The following is a 16929-nucleotide window of genomic DNA, read 5'->3' on the forward strand; positions in this document are numbered from 1 at the left end:
TGCGGCTGGTTTAGTCTGCGTTACAAAATGCCGGTGTTGTTTGCCTGGAATGCGCCGGGCTCGGCGTTATTAGTAACGTTGGTGCCGGGGATGCCGTGGGGAGATGTTATCGGGGCCTACCTGATGTCTGGTGCAATTTTATTGGTACTCGGACTCAGCGGCGGGTTTGATAAACTAATTAAGCGGCTACCGTTATCACTGGCCGCGGCGCTGCTGGCGGGAATTTTAGTCAATTTCAGTCTGGCGTTGTTTTCGAAGATGACCGGCGCACCATTGCTCGGTTTAGTGATGTTTAGCGCTTATATTGTGTTGCGCCAGCTATTGCCGCGTTACGCGATTATGTTAACGGTGGTGGCCGGTGTTAGCGCGCTGATGGCAACCGAAGGGTTATCGTTTACTGCCGTCGACTGGCAGCTATCTGCGCCGCAGTGGTACTGGCCTTCCTTTTCTTTATCGGCGCTGTTTAGTGTGTCTGTGCCTTTGGTGCTGGTGGCCTTAAGCGGGCAGTTTATTACCGGCATTGCTATTTTACGCCAGGACGGTTTCGCTCCGCCTGCCAATCAAATTGTTGCCGGTAGCGGTTTTATGAGCATCCTGTTTGCGCCAACCGGCTGCCACGGCGTTAATTTGTCGGCCATTACAGCTGCTATTTGTACCGGTAGTGATGCGCATCCCAACCCGGCTAAGCGCTATTTCGGGCCTTTTGTTGCCATGATCTGGTATGCCATGTTTGGTTTGTTTAGTGCGGCGCTGGTCAGTGTGATCCAGGCCTTTCCTGCGGCCTTTATTGCCATGGTTGCTGGCATTGCTTTGCTGGGTGCGCTGGAGGGTTCGCTGGCCGCTGCGCTGTCTCAACCCAAAGAACGTGAAGCTGCCTTATGTACCTTTTTGATCACCGCTTCGGATTTGTCGTTGCTGGGTTTGTCGTCGGCCTTCTGGGCACTGATAATAGGCGGCGCTATTTTTGTGTTACAACAGCGGCTGGCTAAATAATGCGCATAAAAAAACAGGGCCCACGGCCCTGTTTTCACTTTAGGTAAGTGCCGTTAAAACGGATACTGAATACCTTTGTTCATTACGCTAATCCACTTACTGTGGGTAAACTCTTCCAGGTTTACCGGACCGCCAATGCGACCAGCATCACCAGAGTCTTTCAGACCACCAAATGGAATGTGATATTCGTTATTCACGGTTTGATCGTTCACATGCACCATGCCAGCTTCAATCAGTCCGGCCAGGTATTCACCTTTAGCACTGTCACCGGTATGAATAGACGCTGACAAACCAAGGTCCGTTGCGTTGGCCAGAGCGATGGCTTCCTGCTCGGTTTTAAAGGTTACAATTGGTGCTACCGGGCCAAAGATTTCCTGCTTAAATACTGGCATCTCTGGTGTAACATTCTTAAGCACAGTAGGTCTGACTAACCGGCCATCCCCTGTTCCGCCGGCTACGATCTCAGCGCCCATGGCAACCGAGTCCTCAATCAGTGATTTGACTTTATCGGCCTGGGTCTGGTTAATCAGTGGGCCGAGGTGGCATTGTTCAGTAAAGGGGTTACCGGCATAAAGGTTGTTGGCTCGCTCGGCCAGTGCATTAATATAGGCATCGGCAATATCTTCATGGACGATATGACGGCCTGACTGCATGCAAATCTGACCCTGATGCAAAAACGCGCCCCAGGCAGCACAAGACGACGCGGAGTCAATGTCGGCATCGTCGAGTACGATAAAGGCGTTGTTGCCGCCCAGTTCCAGTGACGTTTTCTTAAAGGTTTCGGCACAATGGCGGGCAATAGAGCGGCCTACTGCCGTTGACCCGGTAAACGCGATCATTCCGGTTGCAGGATGTTCCACTACCGCCTGGCCTGGCTCAGCGCCACCGGGCAGTAACCCGAGTAGGCCCTCGGGTAAACCGGCGGCGTCCATTAACTCTTTAATGATAACACCACCGGTAAAGAAGCTCTGCGGATCCGGTTTTAATACCACGGAGTTACCCATGGCCAGTGCTGGCAGCACCGCACGTAACGACAGCAGTAACGGGAAGTTCCACGGTGCAATAACACCCACCACACCTACCGGAATGCGTACGCGCATATTTTTACGTCCCGGCATGGTCGACGGGTAAATTTCGCCATTAGGTGCCTGGGCCTGACTGGCCGCCATGTGCGTTTGCTCGATACAGGCTTGTAGCTCCCATTCGCTTTTCGGACGAATGGAGCCGCACTCTCTGGCATTCCAGGTATGGATAAGCTCAGCGTTGTCTTCCAGCGCCTGAGCAAAGCGACGTAAAATCCCCGCCCGCTGTTCAAACGTACTGGCAGCCCAGTCTGGCTGCGCAGCCTTGCAACGCTCGATAACGGCGCTGGCTTCGTCGGCAGTGGCAGCGTTAACGCTGCCGAAAACAGTGCCGGTGGCAGGTTCGACAATGTCGAACGCTGCACCAGAAAAACCAGATGTGTAGTCGAGGGAAAAGTCACTCTGGCTGATAGCTTTGTAATTCATGTTAATACCTTAACTTGGATTCGCTTCGTTAATGTGATCGGCAATGTAACTGGCCAGTGCATAAACCGTCTCGGAAGGGTTGTAACCAATCGAGGTGGGCAACAGGCTGGCATCTACTACATACAAGCGCTTGATATCATGGGTTTCGCCATAGGGGTTGACCACGGTTTTGTGCTTATCGGCACCCATTCGGCAGGTTCCCTGAGGGTGGAAAGACGTATAACGATAGCGCGCTGGTTGATTTTCCAGGGCATCAATAACGCTGTCTATTTCATCTACAGAGTTAATACGCTGCTTGTCTGAGGTGGGCAGATACAGGTATTTGGCGCCCGAGGCAAACAGGATCCGCGCATTGTCTTTAAGGCCCTTCTTCATGGCTTCAAAGTCTTCATCATCAACCTGATAGCGAATCTCTTTGTAGCCGTTTTCTAAGGTTACTTCACCGACGTTCTTATCGTGAATAAGGGTGATCAGGCGCGTTGAATTAGGGTAATTCTGCATGTAGCGTACGTAGGGTTTACCGGTGCCTGGTTCAGCCATAAACGACGCTTCTACCGGGTCCTGTACCGCGTTCAGCTGGATCCAGCCGCCATCGTCCGGCAGTGTGTGGCTGTCGTCAAACAGGCTGTGGGTGGCACCGTGAAAATCGTTAAGCTTTTTATCAAACATCGCAGTGACCGACAGCGATGGGTGACAGGCAAAGTTTTTACCTACCTGGCCGCTTGAATTCGCCAGGCCAGACTGCTGTAGCAGCAGAGGCGAACCGGTAGGTCCGGCAGCCAGCACAACAATTGGCGCTTTAACACTCATGCGGGTTTTTACCTTGCCGGTTTTAGGATCAACCACTTCGGCGTTTACACCACTGGCGGCACCATTTTGTGTATTAATTTTGGTTACCCGGGTGTCGGCATAAATCACCGCACCATGGTTACAGGCCCAGGGCAGGTACGTCACCATCATTGACTGCTTGCGGTCGGTTTTACAACCGGCAAAGCAAAAGCCGGTCATCGCGCAGTCGCGAATATTACGGCGGGCAAGACCCAGAGGAATATCCAGTGCCTTCATGCCTTTTTTAATGTACTCTGCACCCACACTGGTTTCGTGGCCTTTTACCTCGGTGATGCCAAGGTTTTCTTCAACCTTCTCAAAATAGGGCAGCATGACTTCTGGTGTCAGGTTCGTCAGGCCGAATTCTTTAGCCCATTTTTTTAGGTAGTAATCAGGGGTACGGAAACATAGCGCCGCATTGACCACGGTAGAACCGCCTACGCAGCGGCCTTGCAGTACGGTGATGTCACCGTCGGTGTTGCTTTGTGCGCCTTCACCTTCGTAAAGGGTCGCCATCGACACCGCCATCATTTCGGTAAATTTCTCAGAAGGCACATAAGGGCCAGCTTCCAGCACTACGACTTTTTTACCGGCTTTCGCCAGCTCGTAAGCGTTGATCCCGCCACCAGCGCCAGAACCGATAATCACGACATCGGCGTCAAGGTCGAGTTGGGCGGCCGTCATATCGGCAGCGGTGATTACATTTAACTGATTTTTATTTGTAGACATTATTGTACTCCTACCGATGATTAGGCTTGTGGTTCTGGTGTGATACCGCGTTTAGCGAGTCCCCATTTCTCAGACACGGGGCCGTCATAGCCAAGTGGTGCCCAGGTATTAGGAATTGCCCAGTAGGCGAGTACGGTGAGTTTTTTTATGCCCATCGCAAGCGCGCGATGCGGCGCTACGTCTGACGCTGACCACTGATCGACAAATTTAGTCGCCTCTTCGTCAGACAGCTTGGTAAACCGCTTACCAAATGCTTTTTCTGCGCTTTGGTTAAAGTAATGGATCCCCTGATTCAGACCTTTGCGAATATGGGGGGGCATGCCCGCCAACAAGGCGCCTTCGATAGTTGAAATCACCGGTAACGTGGCCGGGTCAACCAGATTGCTGCCCTCGGTCGGCAGGGAGATAGCCAGCATCTTATTAAATACGGCCTGCTCAGTAGCATCCATCTTGTTATCATCAGTCAGGATCCCAGCCATGACCTGCATCGATGAGCAGCTCATCACCGTTGCGCTGATAGCGGTTGCGAGTTTCAGAAACTGCCTGCGTTGATTATTAATTTGTGACATTTGATTGCCCTTTATCATTGTTATAGTGATTAAAACTACGTACACCATGACTACGCAGGGAGCATGCCAAAAGTTAATTAAAAGTTAATTTATTGAATTGTATGTAGTTTTATATTTGAAGTGTGCGGAGTGTTGCAAAATGAAACACTCCGCTAGTGTTACCCGTCTCAGTTTAAGGCAGTGCCTGAGCGGTCTTTAGCCAGTTTTCGATACAAGGTCGCCCGGGAAATGCCGAGTTTTTTGGCTGCCAGGCTCATGTTGCCACTGCAATCTTCTACCACGCGGTTGATGAGATCCTGACTGGCCTGATCAAGCAGTCGCCCGGAGTCAGCTGGGGCTGATGTGTTGGCTGTGGCAGTCGATGCAACACAGCTTTGGCAGGTTTGATATTCTTCCGGCAATTCATCCATCTGGACGGTCTGACTATCGTCACCAATGGCATCGGCGTAGAGCAGCACATTGCGTAACTCGCGGATATTACCCGGCCAGTTGTAGCACTCTATAAAGCGGCTGACCTCGGTGCTGAGCTGTTGTTTATACTGGCAATCGGCGGCCACAATGGTTTGCGCGATGGCCAGTTTATCGTCCCGCTCCCGTAAAGGTTTGATGGGGATCGCAAAGCCTTTCAGGCGGAAGTACAGGTCCTGGCGGAAACGGCCTTGTTCAATGGCCTGTTCCAGATTAACGTTGGTGGCGCAGATTAGCTGAAACTCTACTTTGTGCTCTTTGGATGAGCCTAGCGGGCTTACCTCGCGGGTTTCCAGTACACGCAGTAACCGGCTCTGTAAGGCCAGCGGCATATCGCCAATTTCATCTAAAAACAACGTGCCTTTGTCGGCTTCTGCAATACGGCCCTTAAAACCCTTTTTATCGGCGCCGGTAAAGGCACCGGCCTGATAACCAAACAGTTCACTTTCGATCAGGTTTTCCGGAATAGAAGCGCAGTTTATTGAGATAAACTTGCCCTGACACTGGCTGGCATCGTGCAGGTGGCGGGCAGTGACTTCTTTACCCACGCCGGACTCGCCATACAGCATCACCGGCAAGCGATTCAGCACTCTCGCACCGCGTTCCACAGACCGGGCTAACTGTTCATCACCAAAGGTGGTATTGGGTACCGATGCGATGACCGGGGCAGGGCGTATCTCTTCGTTACTGCGATCCTCTGTGGTGCGTGAGGATGGGGTGCTAATGACCCTTGATGCCAGTGTTACGCCTGAATGCAGTGTCAGGTAGAAAGGTTCACCACTGGCAGCGCGGCGGTTTTGAATGATGCCGATATCGGAACTGAACAGACCGTCAAACCAGGTATCAAAGAAACGGCGCTGATCGGAGATAAAGGTCGACGCCGCTTCGTTACAGCCAGTCATCTTGCCATCGGGTGATATGGCCAGCAGCAGGTTGGTAATATCGCCAAATTGCCCTGACGAGGGGATAATTTCAATCACATAGGTGTCGCTTAGATTCAAAATTAGAGACTTTTGAATATTGCGTGCACAGGTTTCCAGCATGTAAAACACTGCCATATCATTGATGGAGTGTTCGTTGGTAATGTCCAGCGATGCGCACAGGCGGCCCATGTGATCGAACACGGGCGCCGCGGCACAGTGAAAGGTATTATGCTGTTCTTTGTAGTGTTCACCGCCAAACACTCGGGTAAACTGCTTGGTGTTAACCGCACAGGACATTGCCGTGGTGCCGACATTTTCTTCGCTGAGCATCACGCCATCACGAAATGCCGAAGCGATACGCGCATTGCTCAGGCGATTTGCCTGCCGGACCTGCAGTGCATTACAGTTCTTGTCGGTGAGCAGTACCGACCAGCCAGCGCCAGCCACAGCACGAAATAACTGCTCTACGTGACGGTTTGAGACAGTCAGCAGTTCTTCATTCTGATACTTGAGTTGTTCGAGCTTGTCAGGACGCACGTAGCTGTATTCAAGCTTTCCGGACATTCTGACGGTTTGATCTGCGCAGCGAAGCCATGATTCCCGAATGGCACCTGGTAGCATATTTGCTACCTGAATATCTCCCTCATTAAAACGCTGTCGGATTACACTGAGTTCATTGTTCATTACTACAACCTATCGGGAATACTGCCAGGCCTCTAAAGACGTTTTGCAGTGTATTTTTGGGTAACCGATTAACGAACGCAGAGTCTACCACAAGTTGTAAATTATTTGTAATATGTTTTTACTGTGAACTATAGTTCGCATTGCGAACTTGTGGTGAGGGGTGAGCTGTGATGATCGCGGGCGGTGATGGGGCCATTAAAAAAGTGAAGGAAGGTGTAAGTGACGCGCGCCACTTACACCCTTATGAATTAAAAGACTTTTACAAATCGCAGGTTGATGCGGTCATTTTCGAAAAAGCCATTTTCTACTGAAATACTGCGGCCATATTGTACCTGAACCTGCAGATCAGGCTGTACAAAGTGTTGTACAGTAAACTGCCAGCGGTTGTTATTCAGTTCGTCCTGCTGGTCCACTCCCGCTACTTCAGATTCGGCGCCAAAGTCGTGGTAGTAGTTCACCGATGCCGTGGTGGTATCAGAAATATGGTAATTCAGGTGCACCTGGTAGCCGTACTGGTCGTCCTGCTCACGAGTGATACCCGAAGCACCGAAGTCATCATTATCACCAAAGAAGGTGTACTCACCAATCAGGTGCACTGAAAACTGCTCGGTAATCGGTGTGACAAAAGCAGCCTGGGTAATGAACTTGGTGCGATTTTCACCCAGGTTAACCGGGCCTTTCTCGGTGTCGTAGCTACCCAATGGCAGGGACACAAGACCCGTTACACCAAAAGCCTGCTTGGTATCGGGGTTATTGTATAACCAGATGGTTGCGCCGAGGATCGGGTCGCCAATTCCCGAAGCTTCAACTTCAGCGCCACCGGCATTCAGCTTTAACTGACCAAAAGGCAAAATAACCTGCGGATCAATAATGAACCCGCCAACCTCAATGTAGTGAACCCAGCGTAGTAAGCCAATGTCTGCACTCAGTGTAGGGCCGTTTTCGACCTGCTGGCCGTTAACATAAAACTCATCGTTATCAAAAGATTGCAGATATAAAATACCCAAATCGATGCCCGCTGGCAGCGGTGAGTAATCACCCGGATCGGTAGCTACCTGAGCAGCTTGGGTTAATGGACTCACTGCGGCACATGAAAGGCCGAGTGACAGCAAGGCAGGTTTAAGTAGTGTGTTTTTCATCTGGTTATCCTTATTAAAAAGTAACGTATCACGTTGCCCTGCTAAGTGCATTTAACATTCCATAAACAAAAGTATTCATTAAAAACATATGCTTATGCGGATTTTGTTAAAATTTATCGAATTCCAGTGTTTTAAAAAATAACACCTGTAAATGAGGGGCGTCTCAAAATGAAACAGTTTCTCAATGTAGACGCTTAGTCTGACTGGTTGCTCTTCTTGCGGATAAACCGCGTTGTCTGGCTGGCGGTTCCAAATTATGCGGCAAATGTAAAAGAGGTGTTAATTTTGCAGTGGTCCTGCTCTTGTTAAGCGGCCGGCGACGGTTGTACAAAGCAGTGGAGTAAGCGAATTGAATAAAAGAGCAGAGGTTGAGCAGCAAACTCAAGCTAGAAAAGTCAGAATACTGGCTGCAGGTGGACTGGCCATAGCCGGAGTATGGCTGGTGATAGGGTTAGCGGCGTTGTGGAATTTGCCATTAATCGGTTCGCTGGTGGCTGCAATGACCACCTTAATGATTGGGTGGCTGATACTACATTGCCAACAATTCCCTGCAGCATCAGTGATCACCGAATACGTGGAGGTAACGGTTGAAAGCGAAGCTCAGACACAGCCAACAACTCTCGACAAAGACGAATCGTTACTAACAGCCATCACAGACAACCATTCACTCTGTGAACAGATATCTATGCAATCCCAACAAGGTGCAGACAGGTTATCCGAAGTGTTACTGGGCATGGAGAAAGCCCGTGAACTGGCTGGTTACTCAGGACAAAGAGTCGAACAGAGTTACGAAAGTATGCAAAACAGTCAGGAGGCCATAGGATTTCTGGCCGAGCATATCCACAGCGTAGGCGAGGTATTCAGCCAGTTAGCCCGGCAGTCTGATGAGATAGCCTTTATTGTGGTGAAAATTCAGGATATCGCTAAACAAACCAATTTGCTGGCACTGAATGCGTCGATTGAAGCGGCCAGAGCGGGGGATCACGGTAAGGGGTTCGCGGTAGTCGCCAACGAAGTGCGGCAATTGGCGGGGAGTGCGAATGCATCCAGCGAGGAGATCGCAATAATTGTCAGACAGTTAAAACAGACCTCTGCCGATGCCGGCGAGGGGATGCAGTCTGCGGTGGTGTCATGTGAAGATTGCATGACTCAATCCACCATCGCTCTGGATGCCATGGAAGAAATTAAACAAGGGGCTAAAGAGAGAACGACTATTGTAGCTGATATCTATCAGAAGCTGCTCGGGCAGCAGCGTATTCTGAGTGATATCGACGCAATATTACAGCAGCAACAAACTGGTATAAACGCGGTTGCCGATGAGTTTGATGATGGCCAGGCGAATGCGAGGGGGATGCGCCGGGCGGGTTAACTCAATTGCGCCCAGGCGCGTTTTTTTCGAATTGTTTGGGCCAGTCGCGGTAATTAAATACCTGCCCCTCATTGCGAATTCGGGCGATTTCCCCCAAGTCGACGGTGGCATACACCCAGGCTGGGTCGCTGTTTTGCCCCTCGGCTAAAATCCCGTTAGCCGGAAAACCATAATCAACCGGGCTATAAACACTGGCGCGGCCGGTGTTGGCGTCGACAGCGGGCGACCAGTTGGCATCGCCAACCGTAGGCGACTGAACCACATAGCACTGATTCTCTAATGCACGCGCCTGACAGCCGATACGTACGCGGTGGAAACCCGCTTGCGTATCCGTACAGCTGGGTACCAGCAACAAATCAGCGCCAGCCGCTACCTGATGGTTGGCGATCATGGGAAATTCAGAGTCGTAACAAATGTGAATGCCGATACGGCCAAGTGTTGTATCAATTACTTTAATGTCGTTGCCCGGGCTGATGTGCCATTGTTCGTTCTCAAACCGGGTCATGATGAGCTTATCCTGATAGCCGAGCAGGCCCTCAGGGCCGAACAGGTTGGCGCGATTCACAAAACGGCCATCCTCCTGAGCCGTAGGAAAAGAACTGGCCAGAATATGCACGTCGTATTGAGCCGCTAAGGATTTATGCAAGGCAACCCAACGGGGTAACAGGCTTTGCATGGCGTGCAATTGTTGAGATAAATCGCTGTACACCGCTTCGCCAAACAGGGAAGCGAGCTCCATGCTGCCATACTCAGGGAACACCAGTAGCCTGGCACCCTGTCTGGCCGCGCGGCTTATCCAGTCATCCAGTTTTTTGGCAAACTCATCCCAGTGTTCAAAAAAACCGATGTCATACTGAGCCGAGGCCAGTTTAAAAGTGTGCATTACTACTCCTAAGTGAGTGCTTTCATCCAGAATGCCATGGGTTTGGCAGACTCCTCATACTCACCCACTTCCTTCCAACTGAAGGTGGTCGTCAGGTCGGCACATTTCTGATAGCCGCGATGCTGCCAGAATGTATCTAGCGGCTGAAAATCTGCCGGGCGAGCCGGGTGATCGGCCGGGCGCTGAACCGCACAAAAATATGATTGAGTTATCCCTTTAATTGTTTTGGCGTGGGCTTCGCGATAGTCAAAAAAAGCCACACCGGCGCCCTGACCGCGGTATGCGGGGAGTAATACTGACTCACCACAATAAAAAATACATTCTGGGTCGAAACCGGCCTCGATAAAGGGCTGCTTCACTTCTGCCGTTTCATATTTCAGCGGTACGCCGGTAGAGGCGCCCACCGCTTTATCGCCATCATAAGCCAGCACAATAATACTGTCGGGCGCCTCAATGTAGGTGCTCAGATAGCGGGCTTCGTAAGCGGCATCACCATCATACAAATAGGGAAAGTCGCGAAACACCTGCATGCGCAGTTGGGCGAGCTGATCTATATATTGATGGAGCGCTGCACCGGATAAACTTTTAAAAGTAAGCATAATGGGCTGTTTAGCAATCAGGCCGAAACCTGTGCTATCCAATCTTCAAGGTTGTAATAGTTGGTTACCCGGGCAACCAGGTCGTCGCGAATATCGAAAAACGCGCCCGCTGGCAGCTTATAAGTCTGCCCGTTTGCTTCGGGTAAACCCTCATCCGTGGCCAGGTATTCGCCTAATACGGTAAATTCCACGGCGGCGCGATCGCCCGCGGTATTGGTTATCACCTCAATATCCACAATGGTTTCTTTGTAGTTTTTGTTCATGCGCTCCATAAACGCCACAAACGCATCCTTACCCACTTCGCGAGCGCCCTGATTAATGTCATGAATAACATCATCAGTGAGCAGCGACAAAAAGGTGTCCATATCCTGCTTATTAAAAGCAGCGTAGTAATCCTGAAGTAATTTAACAGTTGCCTGACTCACAAAAATATCCGTCATAAAAAGCTAAGATGCGAATGATAGTCCGCTGAGTAAAGAGTTTAAATACCCGTTGGCGGTGATTGACCGATTTATTTCGCAAGTTCAATGGCCAGCAGTTTTTACTGCTCTTTTTATGGCAGGCTGTTCGCAGGAAGCGCAGACTCAGGCCGACGCTTCTGCTCAGGCGCTCACCGATCAGGTGTCCGCAGCACAACAACAGGATAATCAGCTTATGACAGAGAGTTCAATTACCTATGGAGCGCCTGACTTCCGGGTAATTGATGATGCCCATTTTATGCCGGCTTTCGAGCAGGGCATGGCAGAGCAGGCCGCTGAGATAGATGCCATAGCGCCGCGAGTTACAAAAGCAACTGGCTCCTAGACTGGCCGCTCATGCCGATAATATTAATCTTAACAGTGCCTCGTTTGAACGTGTTGAAGCGCTTTACAACCAACGCGATACACTGAACCTGGATGCGGAGTCCCTGCGTTTACTGGAACAAACCTATACGCGTTTTGTTCGGGCCTGTGCAACATTAAATGACAGCGATAAGGCAAAAATTCGTAAGAGCAATGAAGAGCACTCAACGCTGACTATTCAGTTTTCCCAAAACCTGCTGGCTGAATCCTCAAACATTGCGGTAGTGGTGGAAGACGAAGCTGAACTGGCTGGCTTATCCGGGAGCCAAATCAAAACTTCCGCGGAGGCAGCATCCGTGGCCGGACACGAGGGCAAATACCTAATCAGTATTCCCAATACCACTAGACAGCCTGTTCTGGCGTCGTTGGAGAATCGTGCGTTAAGACAGCGTGTCTAAACCACCAACGGGCATTAGCAAACTTAACTGGATTGTACGCAATGAAGGGTATTTATCGCTGGATCTGGAATACGAACTGGACGGCGAATATATTTTACACGGTGTTGCGTTTAATTATCCGCCACAGGGGATTGCTCATAAACGCTGGTTGGGCGATGGTCCTTACCGTGTGTGGGCAAACCGACTGGAAGGTGTGTCTTATGCCGTATGGGAAAAAGACTATAACGAAGGGGTTGCCGGCGAAAGTTGGGAATTCCCCGAGTTTAAAGGGTATTTCTCGGATATTCAGTGGTTAACCTTAGGCGCTGACGACAGTGAGATTCATTTCTCAACGCCTACTGATGACCTGTTTGCCAGAGTGATGCAGCCAGAAGATGGTGAGCGTCCTGATAACACGCTTGGCCTGACCTTTGATGACGAAGTGAGTTTCCTGCACCGTATTAATGCTATTGGTACTAAGTTCCATGCCGCACATAATATGGGACCTCAGGGACAGCCGGTGGCTGAACAGGGTACCCGCAGTATTAAGTTAAATATCTTTTATGCACGAATTGGGATCGTTTGTATAATTAATCAGTGGGACGGTGCAGTTTTATACCGCAGGTTTAATATACTAGAGATATCTAAGTGTTTAATTGTTTAATTGTTTAATTGTTTAATTGTTTAATTGTTTAATTGTTTGATTGTTTGAGTATTAGTTGATGTCGATAACAGACTTAAGGCGTGCGTCCCTGCAGAGCAGAATCAGTAAATCTGTCTGGTTGCCTTTAATCGTCTTCGCTATCGGTTATGTTTATGCAATGCAAGTAGGCAAAAATCACGAAGCTGAACGAGAGCAGTTAATCAAGGAAGCATTGGAACGCCGACTGGTGCAGATCAGCGAAGCAGTGAATGAACGGGTTTCACTGTACGCTTATGGTTTGTCGAGCTTACGGGCCTCGATTGTTGCCGTGGGAATTGACAACCTGCATTACGATTATGTGCAAACCTATGCCCGAAGTCAGAATTACAGCCAGCAGTATCCCGGCGCCCGCGGCTTTGGCTTTATCCGCAAAGTGCCAGTGGCTGATTTTGCGGACTTTATGGCAATGGCCCGGCGCGACAGACCGGACAATCAGTTTGAACTGCGCACGCTGACGCCGCATCAGAACAGCTACTTTATTATTCAGTACATCATGCCCGAAGACGCCAATTTGCAGGCGATTGGTCTTGATATTGGTTCCGAAACCATGCGCCGTCGCTCCGCAGAAATGGCCGCCAAATCGAATTCAACTCAGTTAACAGCGCCCATTACCTTAGTGCAGGCTAATCAAAAACGCTTGCAAGGTTTTTTGATCATGCAACCTGTTTACAGCACTTTAATGGCGCCGGAGGGAGACGACCAGCGTATGCAGGCGCTAACGGGCTGGACCTATGCGCCCTTGTTAATCGATGAAGTGCTGTCATCGGTGAGCGGGTTGCGCAGTGACGTAATTCTGGCAATCGAAGATGCCTCCGGCGAGGGATCCATGAGATTTTTTGGGCGTCAGCAGGCCGGTAGTCTGGATGTCCTGCAAATTCAGCAGTCACTGCAGTTGTTCGGTCGGGACTGGCGCTTGCTGCTCACCCCGAATCAGGCGTTTATTGACGGCCTTCGCCTGCCCTCCAGACAACAGGCATTTAATAATATTCTGGCCATTGCGAGCAGTCTGGCGCTGGTGGTTTTTAGTTTACAAATTGTGCTGAGCCGCCGTGCAGATGCCAAACGCTATGAACTTGAACTGGCTGAAGCGAATCGACGTGCACTGGAAATGAATAATGAAAAACTGGAAGGGGAAGTGGCCGCCCGCACCTATGAGATTGCGCAGGCCAATATTCTACAGCGACGTATTCTGGAAAGCGCCGGTTATGCGCTTATAGCCACCGATGACAAAGGCCTGATCACCGCGTTTAATCCGGCCGCAGAGCGGCTCATTGGCTACAGTGCCGATGAAATGATTGGCAAGCAAACGCCGGCAGTATTCCATTTGTTCGAGGAAATGGAAGCCCGGGCTGCCGAGCTATCTGAAGAACTGGGCCGGACTATCGAACCCGGTTTTGATGTGTTTGTTGAAAAAGTTATTGGTGGCAACACCGATATCAACAACTGGAACTACGTGCGCAAAGATGGCTCGCAGGTACCGGTGCGACTGAGTGCAACCAGTTTATTTGACGAACACGGTAAGTTGTTTGGTTTTCTCGGTATTGCCTACGATCTCACGCCACAGCTAAAGCGTGAACAGGAACTCAAGGAAGCCCGTCTGCAGGCCGAACTGGCCAATGAAGCTAAATCGAGCTTCCTGGCTAATATGAGTCATGAGATCCGCACGCCGTTAAACGCGATTTACGGGGCATTGCAGCTAATCCGGCGTTCCGATTCAGGTGAGCAACACGGTAGTTTGCTGGATAAGGCTATCTATTCGACCCGAAACCTGAGCCGAATCATTAACGATATTCTGGATTTTTCCAAAATCGAAGCCGGTAAAGTCAGCATTGACCCCCATCGCTTTAGCCTGACAGCCATGCTCGATGCCCTGCAGTCTGACATGTTGATGCTGCTGGGCAGTAAGCCGGTTAAGCTGATATTCGAGAGTCAGACGGATCATGATGTCTGGATTGGCGATGCAGTGCGCATTCGTCAGGTACTGCTTAATATTGGCGCTAACGCGATAAAGTTTACCGAACAGGGCAAGGTGACTATTTCCGTTCGTAACAGTGCCAGCGATGAACTACTTTTCAGCGTTACTGATACCGGTGAAGGCATGACGAAAGATGCGCTGAACCGGCTCTTTGATCGCTTTGAGCAAGCGGATTCATCGACCACCAGAAAATACGGTGGGACGGGACTGGGAATGGCCATCACCCAATCGTTAATCCATTTAATGAATGGTCAAATCCGGGTAGTCAGTACGCCCGGTGAAGGCTCCCGATTTATTGTCAGATTGCCGGTAATCAAGGCCGCGGGTGATGTACTGAATATAACTCCCGATACCGAAACTAAAGCGCTGGATTTAACCGGTTCCGTGATTCTGGTGGCTGAAGACAATGATATTAACCGTGCTGTTATGGAAGCCATGCTGGCAGAAACCGGGGCAACGGTGTGCTTTGCTGAGAACGGCCTGGAAGCGGTTGAGTGTGTGAACAATAAGTGCCCGGATTTGGTGCTGATGGATATTCAGATGCCGGTGATGGATGGCGTTGAAGCCTGCAAACAAATTAAACAGCGCTATGCACAGTTGCCCGTTATTGCGGTAACAGCCAATGCCATGGCCGCAGAGACGGCGCTTTACTATGAAGTCGGGTTCGATAATTACCTGTCAAAGCCGGTGGATGTGGAACGGCTAAACAGTGTGTTGGCTCATCACCTGATGAAAAAGGCTGGGTGAGTCGGGCAATCCGTTGCCCGTCTGTCGATTACTGGATATCGATGCTGGTTTGTTCGGTGGCGGTAACTGAGGTTTCAACCACAGCCTGGAAACTGAACACGTCCGCGCTTTCATCCGTTTCCGGTTCGTCGTTGAGTGCCAGACAACTGAAACCTACAGTGTAAGAGCCCCCAGGCAGATAACCGGCAACAAATTCATAAGTCTTACTGTCTTCATTGTAAGTAACGTTAGCAACCGTATAGGGTGAAATTTCACCGGTGTTCGCCGGCGCATCGGCATCGTCGCCGAGCAGTGTCGGGTCGAGCGCATCGCCTTCATAAACGTAGACAGCATTCCCGCTGGTCAAATCGATTTTTTCAGCGCAGGCGGCGCTCTCCATGAGGGCTGGGGATACTGTACCGAGTAAGGTGCCCACAGAATCGTTTGCGACTAACCGCACGCCACGGGGGTTTATGAATATAGTGTTAGGCTGCCCCACCGGGTCTACCAGGCTCTTACGCAAATCAAATTCCACGGTATAAGCAGCTTCTACACCGGGCAGGGCTTCAATACCATCGAGCTTTAGTTCGTTGCTGGGCACTTTGAGTTCAAAGGTGCCGCTGTCCATTTCAATGTAAGAGTCTTCGGTGACTTCAAGGCGCAACTGGGTGTAAGTCCCGGTGGGAATTTCGGTGGCATCCACAATGCTAACGAAGGCTTCGCCCTGATAATTGAGCAGGTCGATGGCCTGCGGATCGTTGTTTTCATCGCGCACATCGAAGGTGATTGGACCGTCAGGACCAATAAGCTCCACGGTATTAAAGTACACCACAACAGCGTTAGCCTGATCTACCGGGGCATCTGATACGGCAAGGCTGAAAGAGGCAGTATCTGGTTCAGGGGTAGGATTATCACTGCCACCACCGCCACAGGCGACCATGGCGGACGACAGGGCAACAACAGAAAGTGTTTTCGTGGTTTGCTTGTTTAAAGCGTCTGAAACGAAGTGTAACGGCTTTTTCATTTTTCGACTCCTACATCAATGCATGGCATTGAACATCTTTTTCCGTTATCTGAATAATTACAGTGCCATTATGCTCAATCAAGCGTTGTGCCAGGCCGGTAAGACATATGCTTATCAATGCTTTAGTTTTAATCATTGTATGTAATCAAACTTGCCCGGTCGGTAAATGTTGCATTTTTGCAACAGAATATACTTATGGTTCATGGGCATACGTTTAGGCAAGCAACCGGCAGCTTTATGTATTAATGTTTTGGTTGATTAGAATTAATCTTTCACCATCCACAGCTGGCGCTCACAATTTAACCGGTTGAGCACTGCCTGACACATTCAGACAATAACCCAAGGAGTTTTGTATGAGCGACGATGTCAACGCAAACGACGATATGAAAATTTAACGCGCTGAACAGCAGGAGCGTATTAAAGGTCCCGCCGAATGCTTCGTTGGTGATGTGTATATCAGTAACCTGTTTAATGCACCTGAACCTGCGCGGGTAGGTGCTGCCATTGTGAATTTTGAACCCGGCGCACGCACCAACTGGCACACTCATCCGCTGGGGCAAACCCTGGTCGTTACCCAAGGGGTGGGCTGG

Annotated in this window: 14 protein-coding genes; 5 read left to right on the plus strand and 9 right to left on the minus strand. The window is 50.3% G+C overall.

Features of this window, described 5'->3' with window-relative positions; genetic code table 11:
- A partial coding sequence (locus AC27IB_RS22990; protein ID WP_487123924.1) for a benzoate/H(+) symporter BenE family transporter occupies positions 1–993 on the plus strand: 993 nt, incomplete at its 5' end.
- Positions 994–1046: 53 nt separating this feature from the next.
- Here the strand turns inward: AC27IB_RS22990 and AC27IB_RS22995 are convergent.
- The 5 genes from AC27IB_RS22995 to AC27IB_RS23015 form a co-directional block, all read right to left on the minus strand.
- Positions 1047–2501, minus strand: coding sequence for an aldehyde dehydrogenase family protein (locus AC27IB_RS22995; protein WP_487123926.1), 1455 nt, complete (start codon positions 2499–2501; stop codon positions 1047–1049).
- Between the two features lie 9 nt (positions 2502–2510).
- Positions 2511–4058: an FAD-dependent oxidoreductase gene (locus tag AC27IB_RS23000; protein WP_487123928.1), complete on the minus strand. Its 1548-nt coding sequence runs from the start codon at positions 4056–4058 to the stop codon at positions 2511–2513.
- Between the two features lie 20 nt (positions 4059–4078).
- Positions 4079–4627, minus strand: coding sequence for a gluconate 2-dehydrogenase subunit 3 family protein (locus AC27IB_RS23005; protein WP_487123930.1), 549 nt, complete (start codon positions 4625–4627; stop codon positions 4079–4081).
- A gap of 167 nt (positions 4628–4794) precedes the next feature.
- Positions 4795–6702 (minus strand): sigma-54-dependent Fis family transcriptional regulator, encoded by a 1908-nt coding sequence (locus AC27IB_RS23010; RefSeq protein ID WP_487123932.1) that lies wholly within the window; start codon positions 6700–6702, stop codon positions 4795–4797.
- A 248-nt stretch (positions 6703–6950) separates the two neighbouring features.
- Positions 6951–7841: a transporter gene (locus AC27IB_RS23015; protein WP_487123934.1), complete on the minus strand. Its 891-nt coding sequence runs from the start codon at positions 7839–7841 to the stop codon at positions 6951–6953.
- A 349-nt stretch (positions 7842–8190) separates the two neighbouring features.
- On the opposite strand from AC27IB_RS23015, the gene AC27IB_RS23020 reads away from it, so the two are divergent.
- Positions 8191–9210, plus strand: coding sequence for a methyl-accepting chemotaxis protein (locus AC27IB_RS23020; RefSeq protein ID WP_487123936.1), 1020 nt, complete (start codon positions 8191–8193; stop codon positions 9208–9210).
- A 1-nt stretch (position 9211) separates the two neighbouring features.
- Here the strand turns inward: AC27IB_RS23020 and AC27IB_RS23025 are convergent, their stop codons facing one another.
- The 3 genes from AC27IB_RS23025 to AC27IB_RS23035 are packed head-to-tail and all read right to left on the minus strand — an operon-like array spanning position 9212 to position 11117.
- Positions 9212–10093 (minus strand): carbon-nitrogen hydrolase family protein, encoded by an 882-nt coding sequence (locus tag AC27IB_RS23025; RefSeq protein WP_487123938.1) that lies wholly within the window; start codon positions 10091–10093, stop codon positions 9212–9214.
- An 8-nt stretch (positions 10094–10101) separates the two neighbouring features.
- Entirely contained in the window at positions 10102–10692 is a 591-nt protein-coding gene (locus AC27IB_RS23030; protein ID WP_487123940.1) for a GNAT family N-acetyltransferase, read from the minus strand.
- Positions 10693–10709: 17 nt separating this feature from the next.
- Positions 10710–11117: a ketosteroid isomerase-related protein gene (locus AC27IB_RS23035; protein ID WP_487123942.1), complete on the minus strand. Its 408-nt coding sequence runs from the start codon at positions 11115–11117 to the stop codon at positions 10710–10712.
- A 130-nt stretch (positions 11118–11247) separates the two neighbouring features.
- Between AC27IB_RS23035 and AC27IB_RS23040 the strand changes: the two genes are divergently transcribed.
- From AC27IB_RS23040 to AC27IB_RS23050, 3 genes are all read left to right on the plus strand, one after another.
- Positions 11248–11496, plus strand: coding sequence for a hypothetical protein (locus AC27IB_RS23040; RefSeq protein WP_487123944.1), 249 nt, complete (start codon positions 11248–11250; stop codon positions 11494–11496).
- Positions 11497–11924: 428 nt separating this feature from the next.
- Positions 11925–12575, plus strand: a complete 651-nt coding sequence (locus AC27IB_RS23045; RefSeq protein WP_487123946.1) for a hypothetical protein — start codon at positions 11925–11927, stop codon at positions 12573–12575.
- 157 nt (positions 12576–12732) lie between these two features.
- On the plus strand, positions 12733–15336 hold the full coding sequence (locus AC27IB_RS23050) for a CHASE domain-containing protein (protein WP_487123948.1): 2604 nt from the start codon (positions 12733–12735) through the stop codon (positions 15334–15336).
- A gap of 28 nt (positions 15337–15364) precedes the next feature.
- Here AC27IB_RS23050 and AC27IB_RS23055 read toward each other — a convergent pair whose 3' ends face one another.
- A complete protein-coding gene (locus tag AC27IB_RS23055) occupies positions 15365–16339 on the minus strand; it encodes a DUF4382 domain-containing protein (RefSeq protein WP_487123950.1) in 975 nt (324 codons plus the stop codon).
- Between the last annotated feature and the right edge of the window lie 590 nt (positions 16340–16929).

This window comes from Alteromonas sp. 4NH20-0104 (assembly GCF_057547795.1).

Excerpts from the sequence above, each read along its gene's own strand:
- AC27IB_RS22995 (WP_487123926.1), bottom strand. The coding sequence starts at position 2,501 with ATGAATTACAAAGCTATCAGCCAGAGTGACTTTTCCCTCGACTACACA.
- AC27IB_RS23000 (WP_487123928.1), bottom strand. The coding sequence starts at position 4,058 with ATGTCTACAAATAAAAATCAGTTAAATGTAATCACCGCTGCCGATATG.
- AC27IB_RS23005 (WP_487123930.1), bottom strand. The coding sequence starts at position 4,627 with ATGTCACAAATTAATAATCAACGCAGGCAGTTTCTGAAACTCGCAACC.
- AC27IB_RS23010 (WP_487123932.1), bottom strand. The coding sequence starts at position 6,702 with ATGAACAATGAACTCAGTGTAATCCGACAGCGTTTTAATGAGGGAGAT.
- AC27IB_RS23015 (WP_487123934.1), bottom strand. The coding sequence starts at position 7,841 with ATGAAAAACACACTACTTAAACCTGCCTTGCTGTCACTCGGCCTTTCA.
- AC27IB_RS23025 (WP_487123938.1), bottom strand. The coding sequence starts at position 10,093 with ATGCACACTTTTAAACTGGCCTCGGCTCAGTATGACATCGGTTTTTTT.
- AC27IB_RS23030 (WP_487123940.1), bottom strand. The coding sequence starts at position 10,692 with ATGCTTACTTTTAAAAGTTTATCCGGTGCAGCGCTCCATCAATATATA.
- AC27IB_RS23040 (WP_487123944.1), top strand. The coding sequence starts at position 11,248 with ATGGCAGGCTGTTCGCAGGAAGCGCAGACTCAGGCCGACGCTTCTGCT.
- AC27IB_RS23050 (WP_487123948.1), top strand. The coding sequence starts at position 12,733 with ATGCAAGTAGGCAAAAATCACGAAGCTGAACGAGAGCAGTTAATCAAG.
- AC27IB_RS23055 (WP_487123950.1), bottom strand. The coding sequence starts at position 16,339 with ATGAAAAAGCCGTTACACTTCGTTTCAGACGCTTTAAACAAGCAAACC.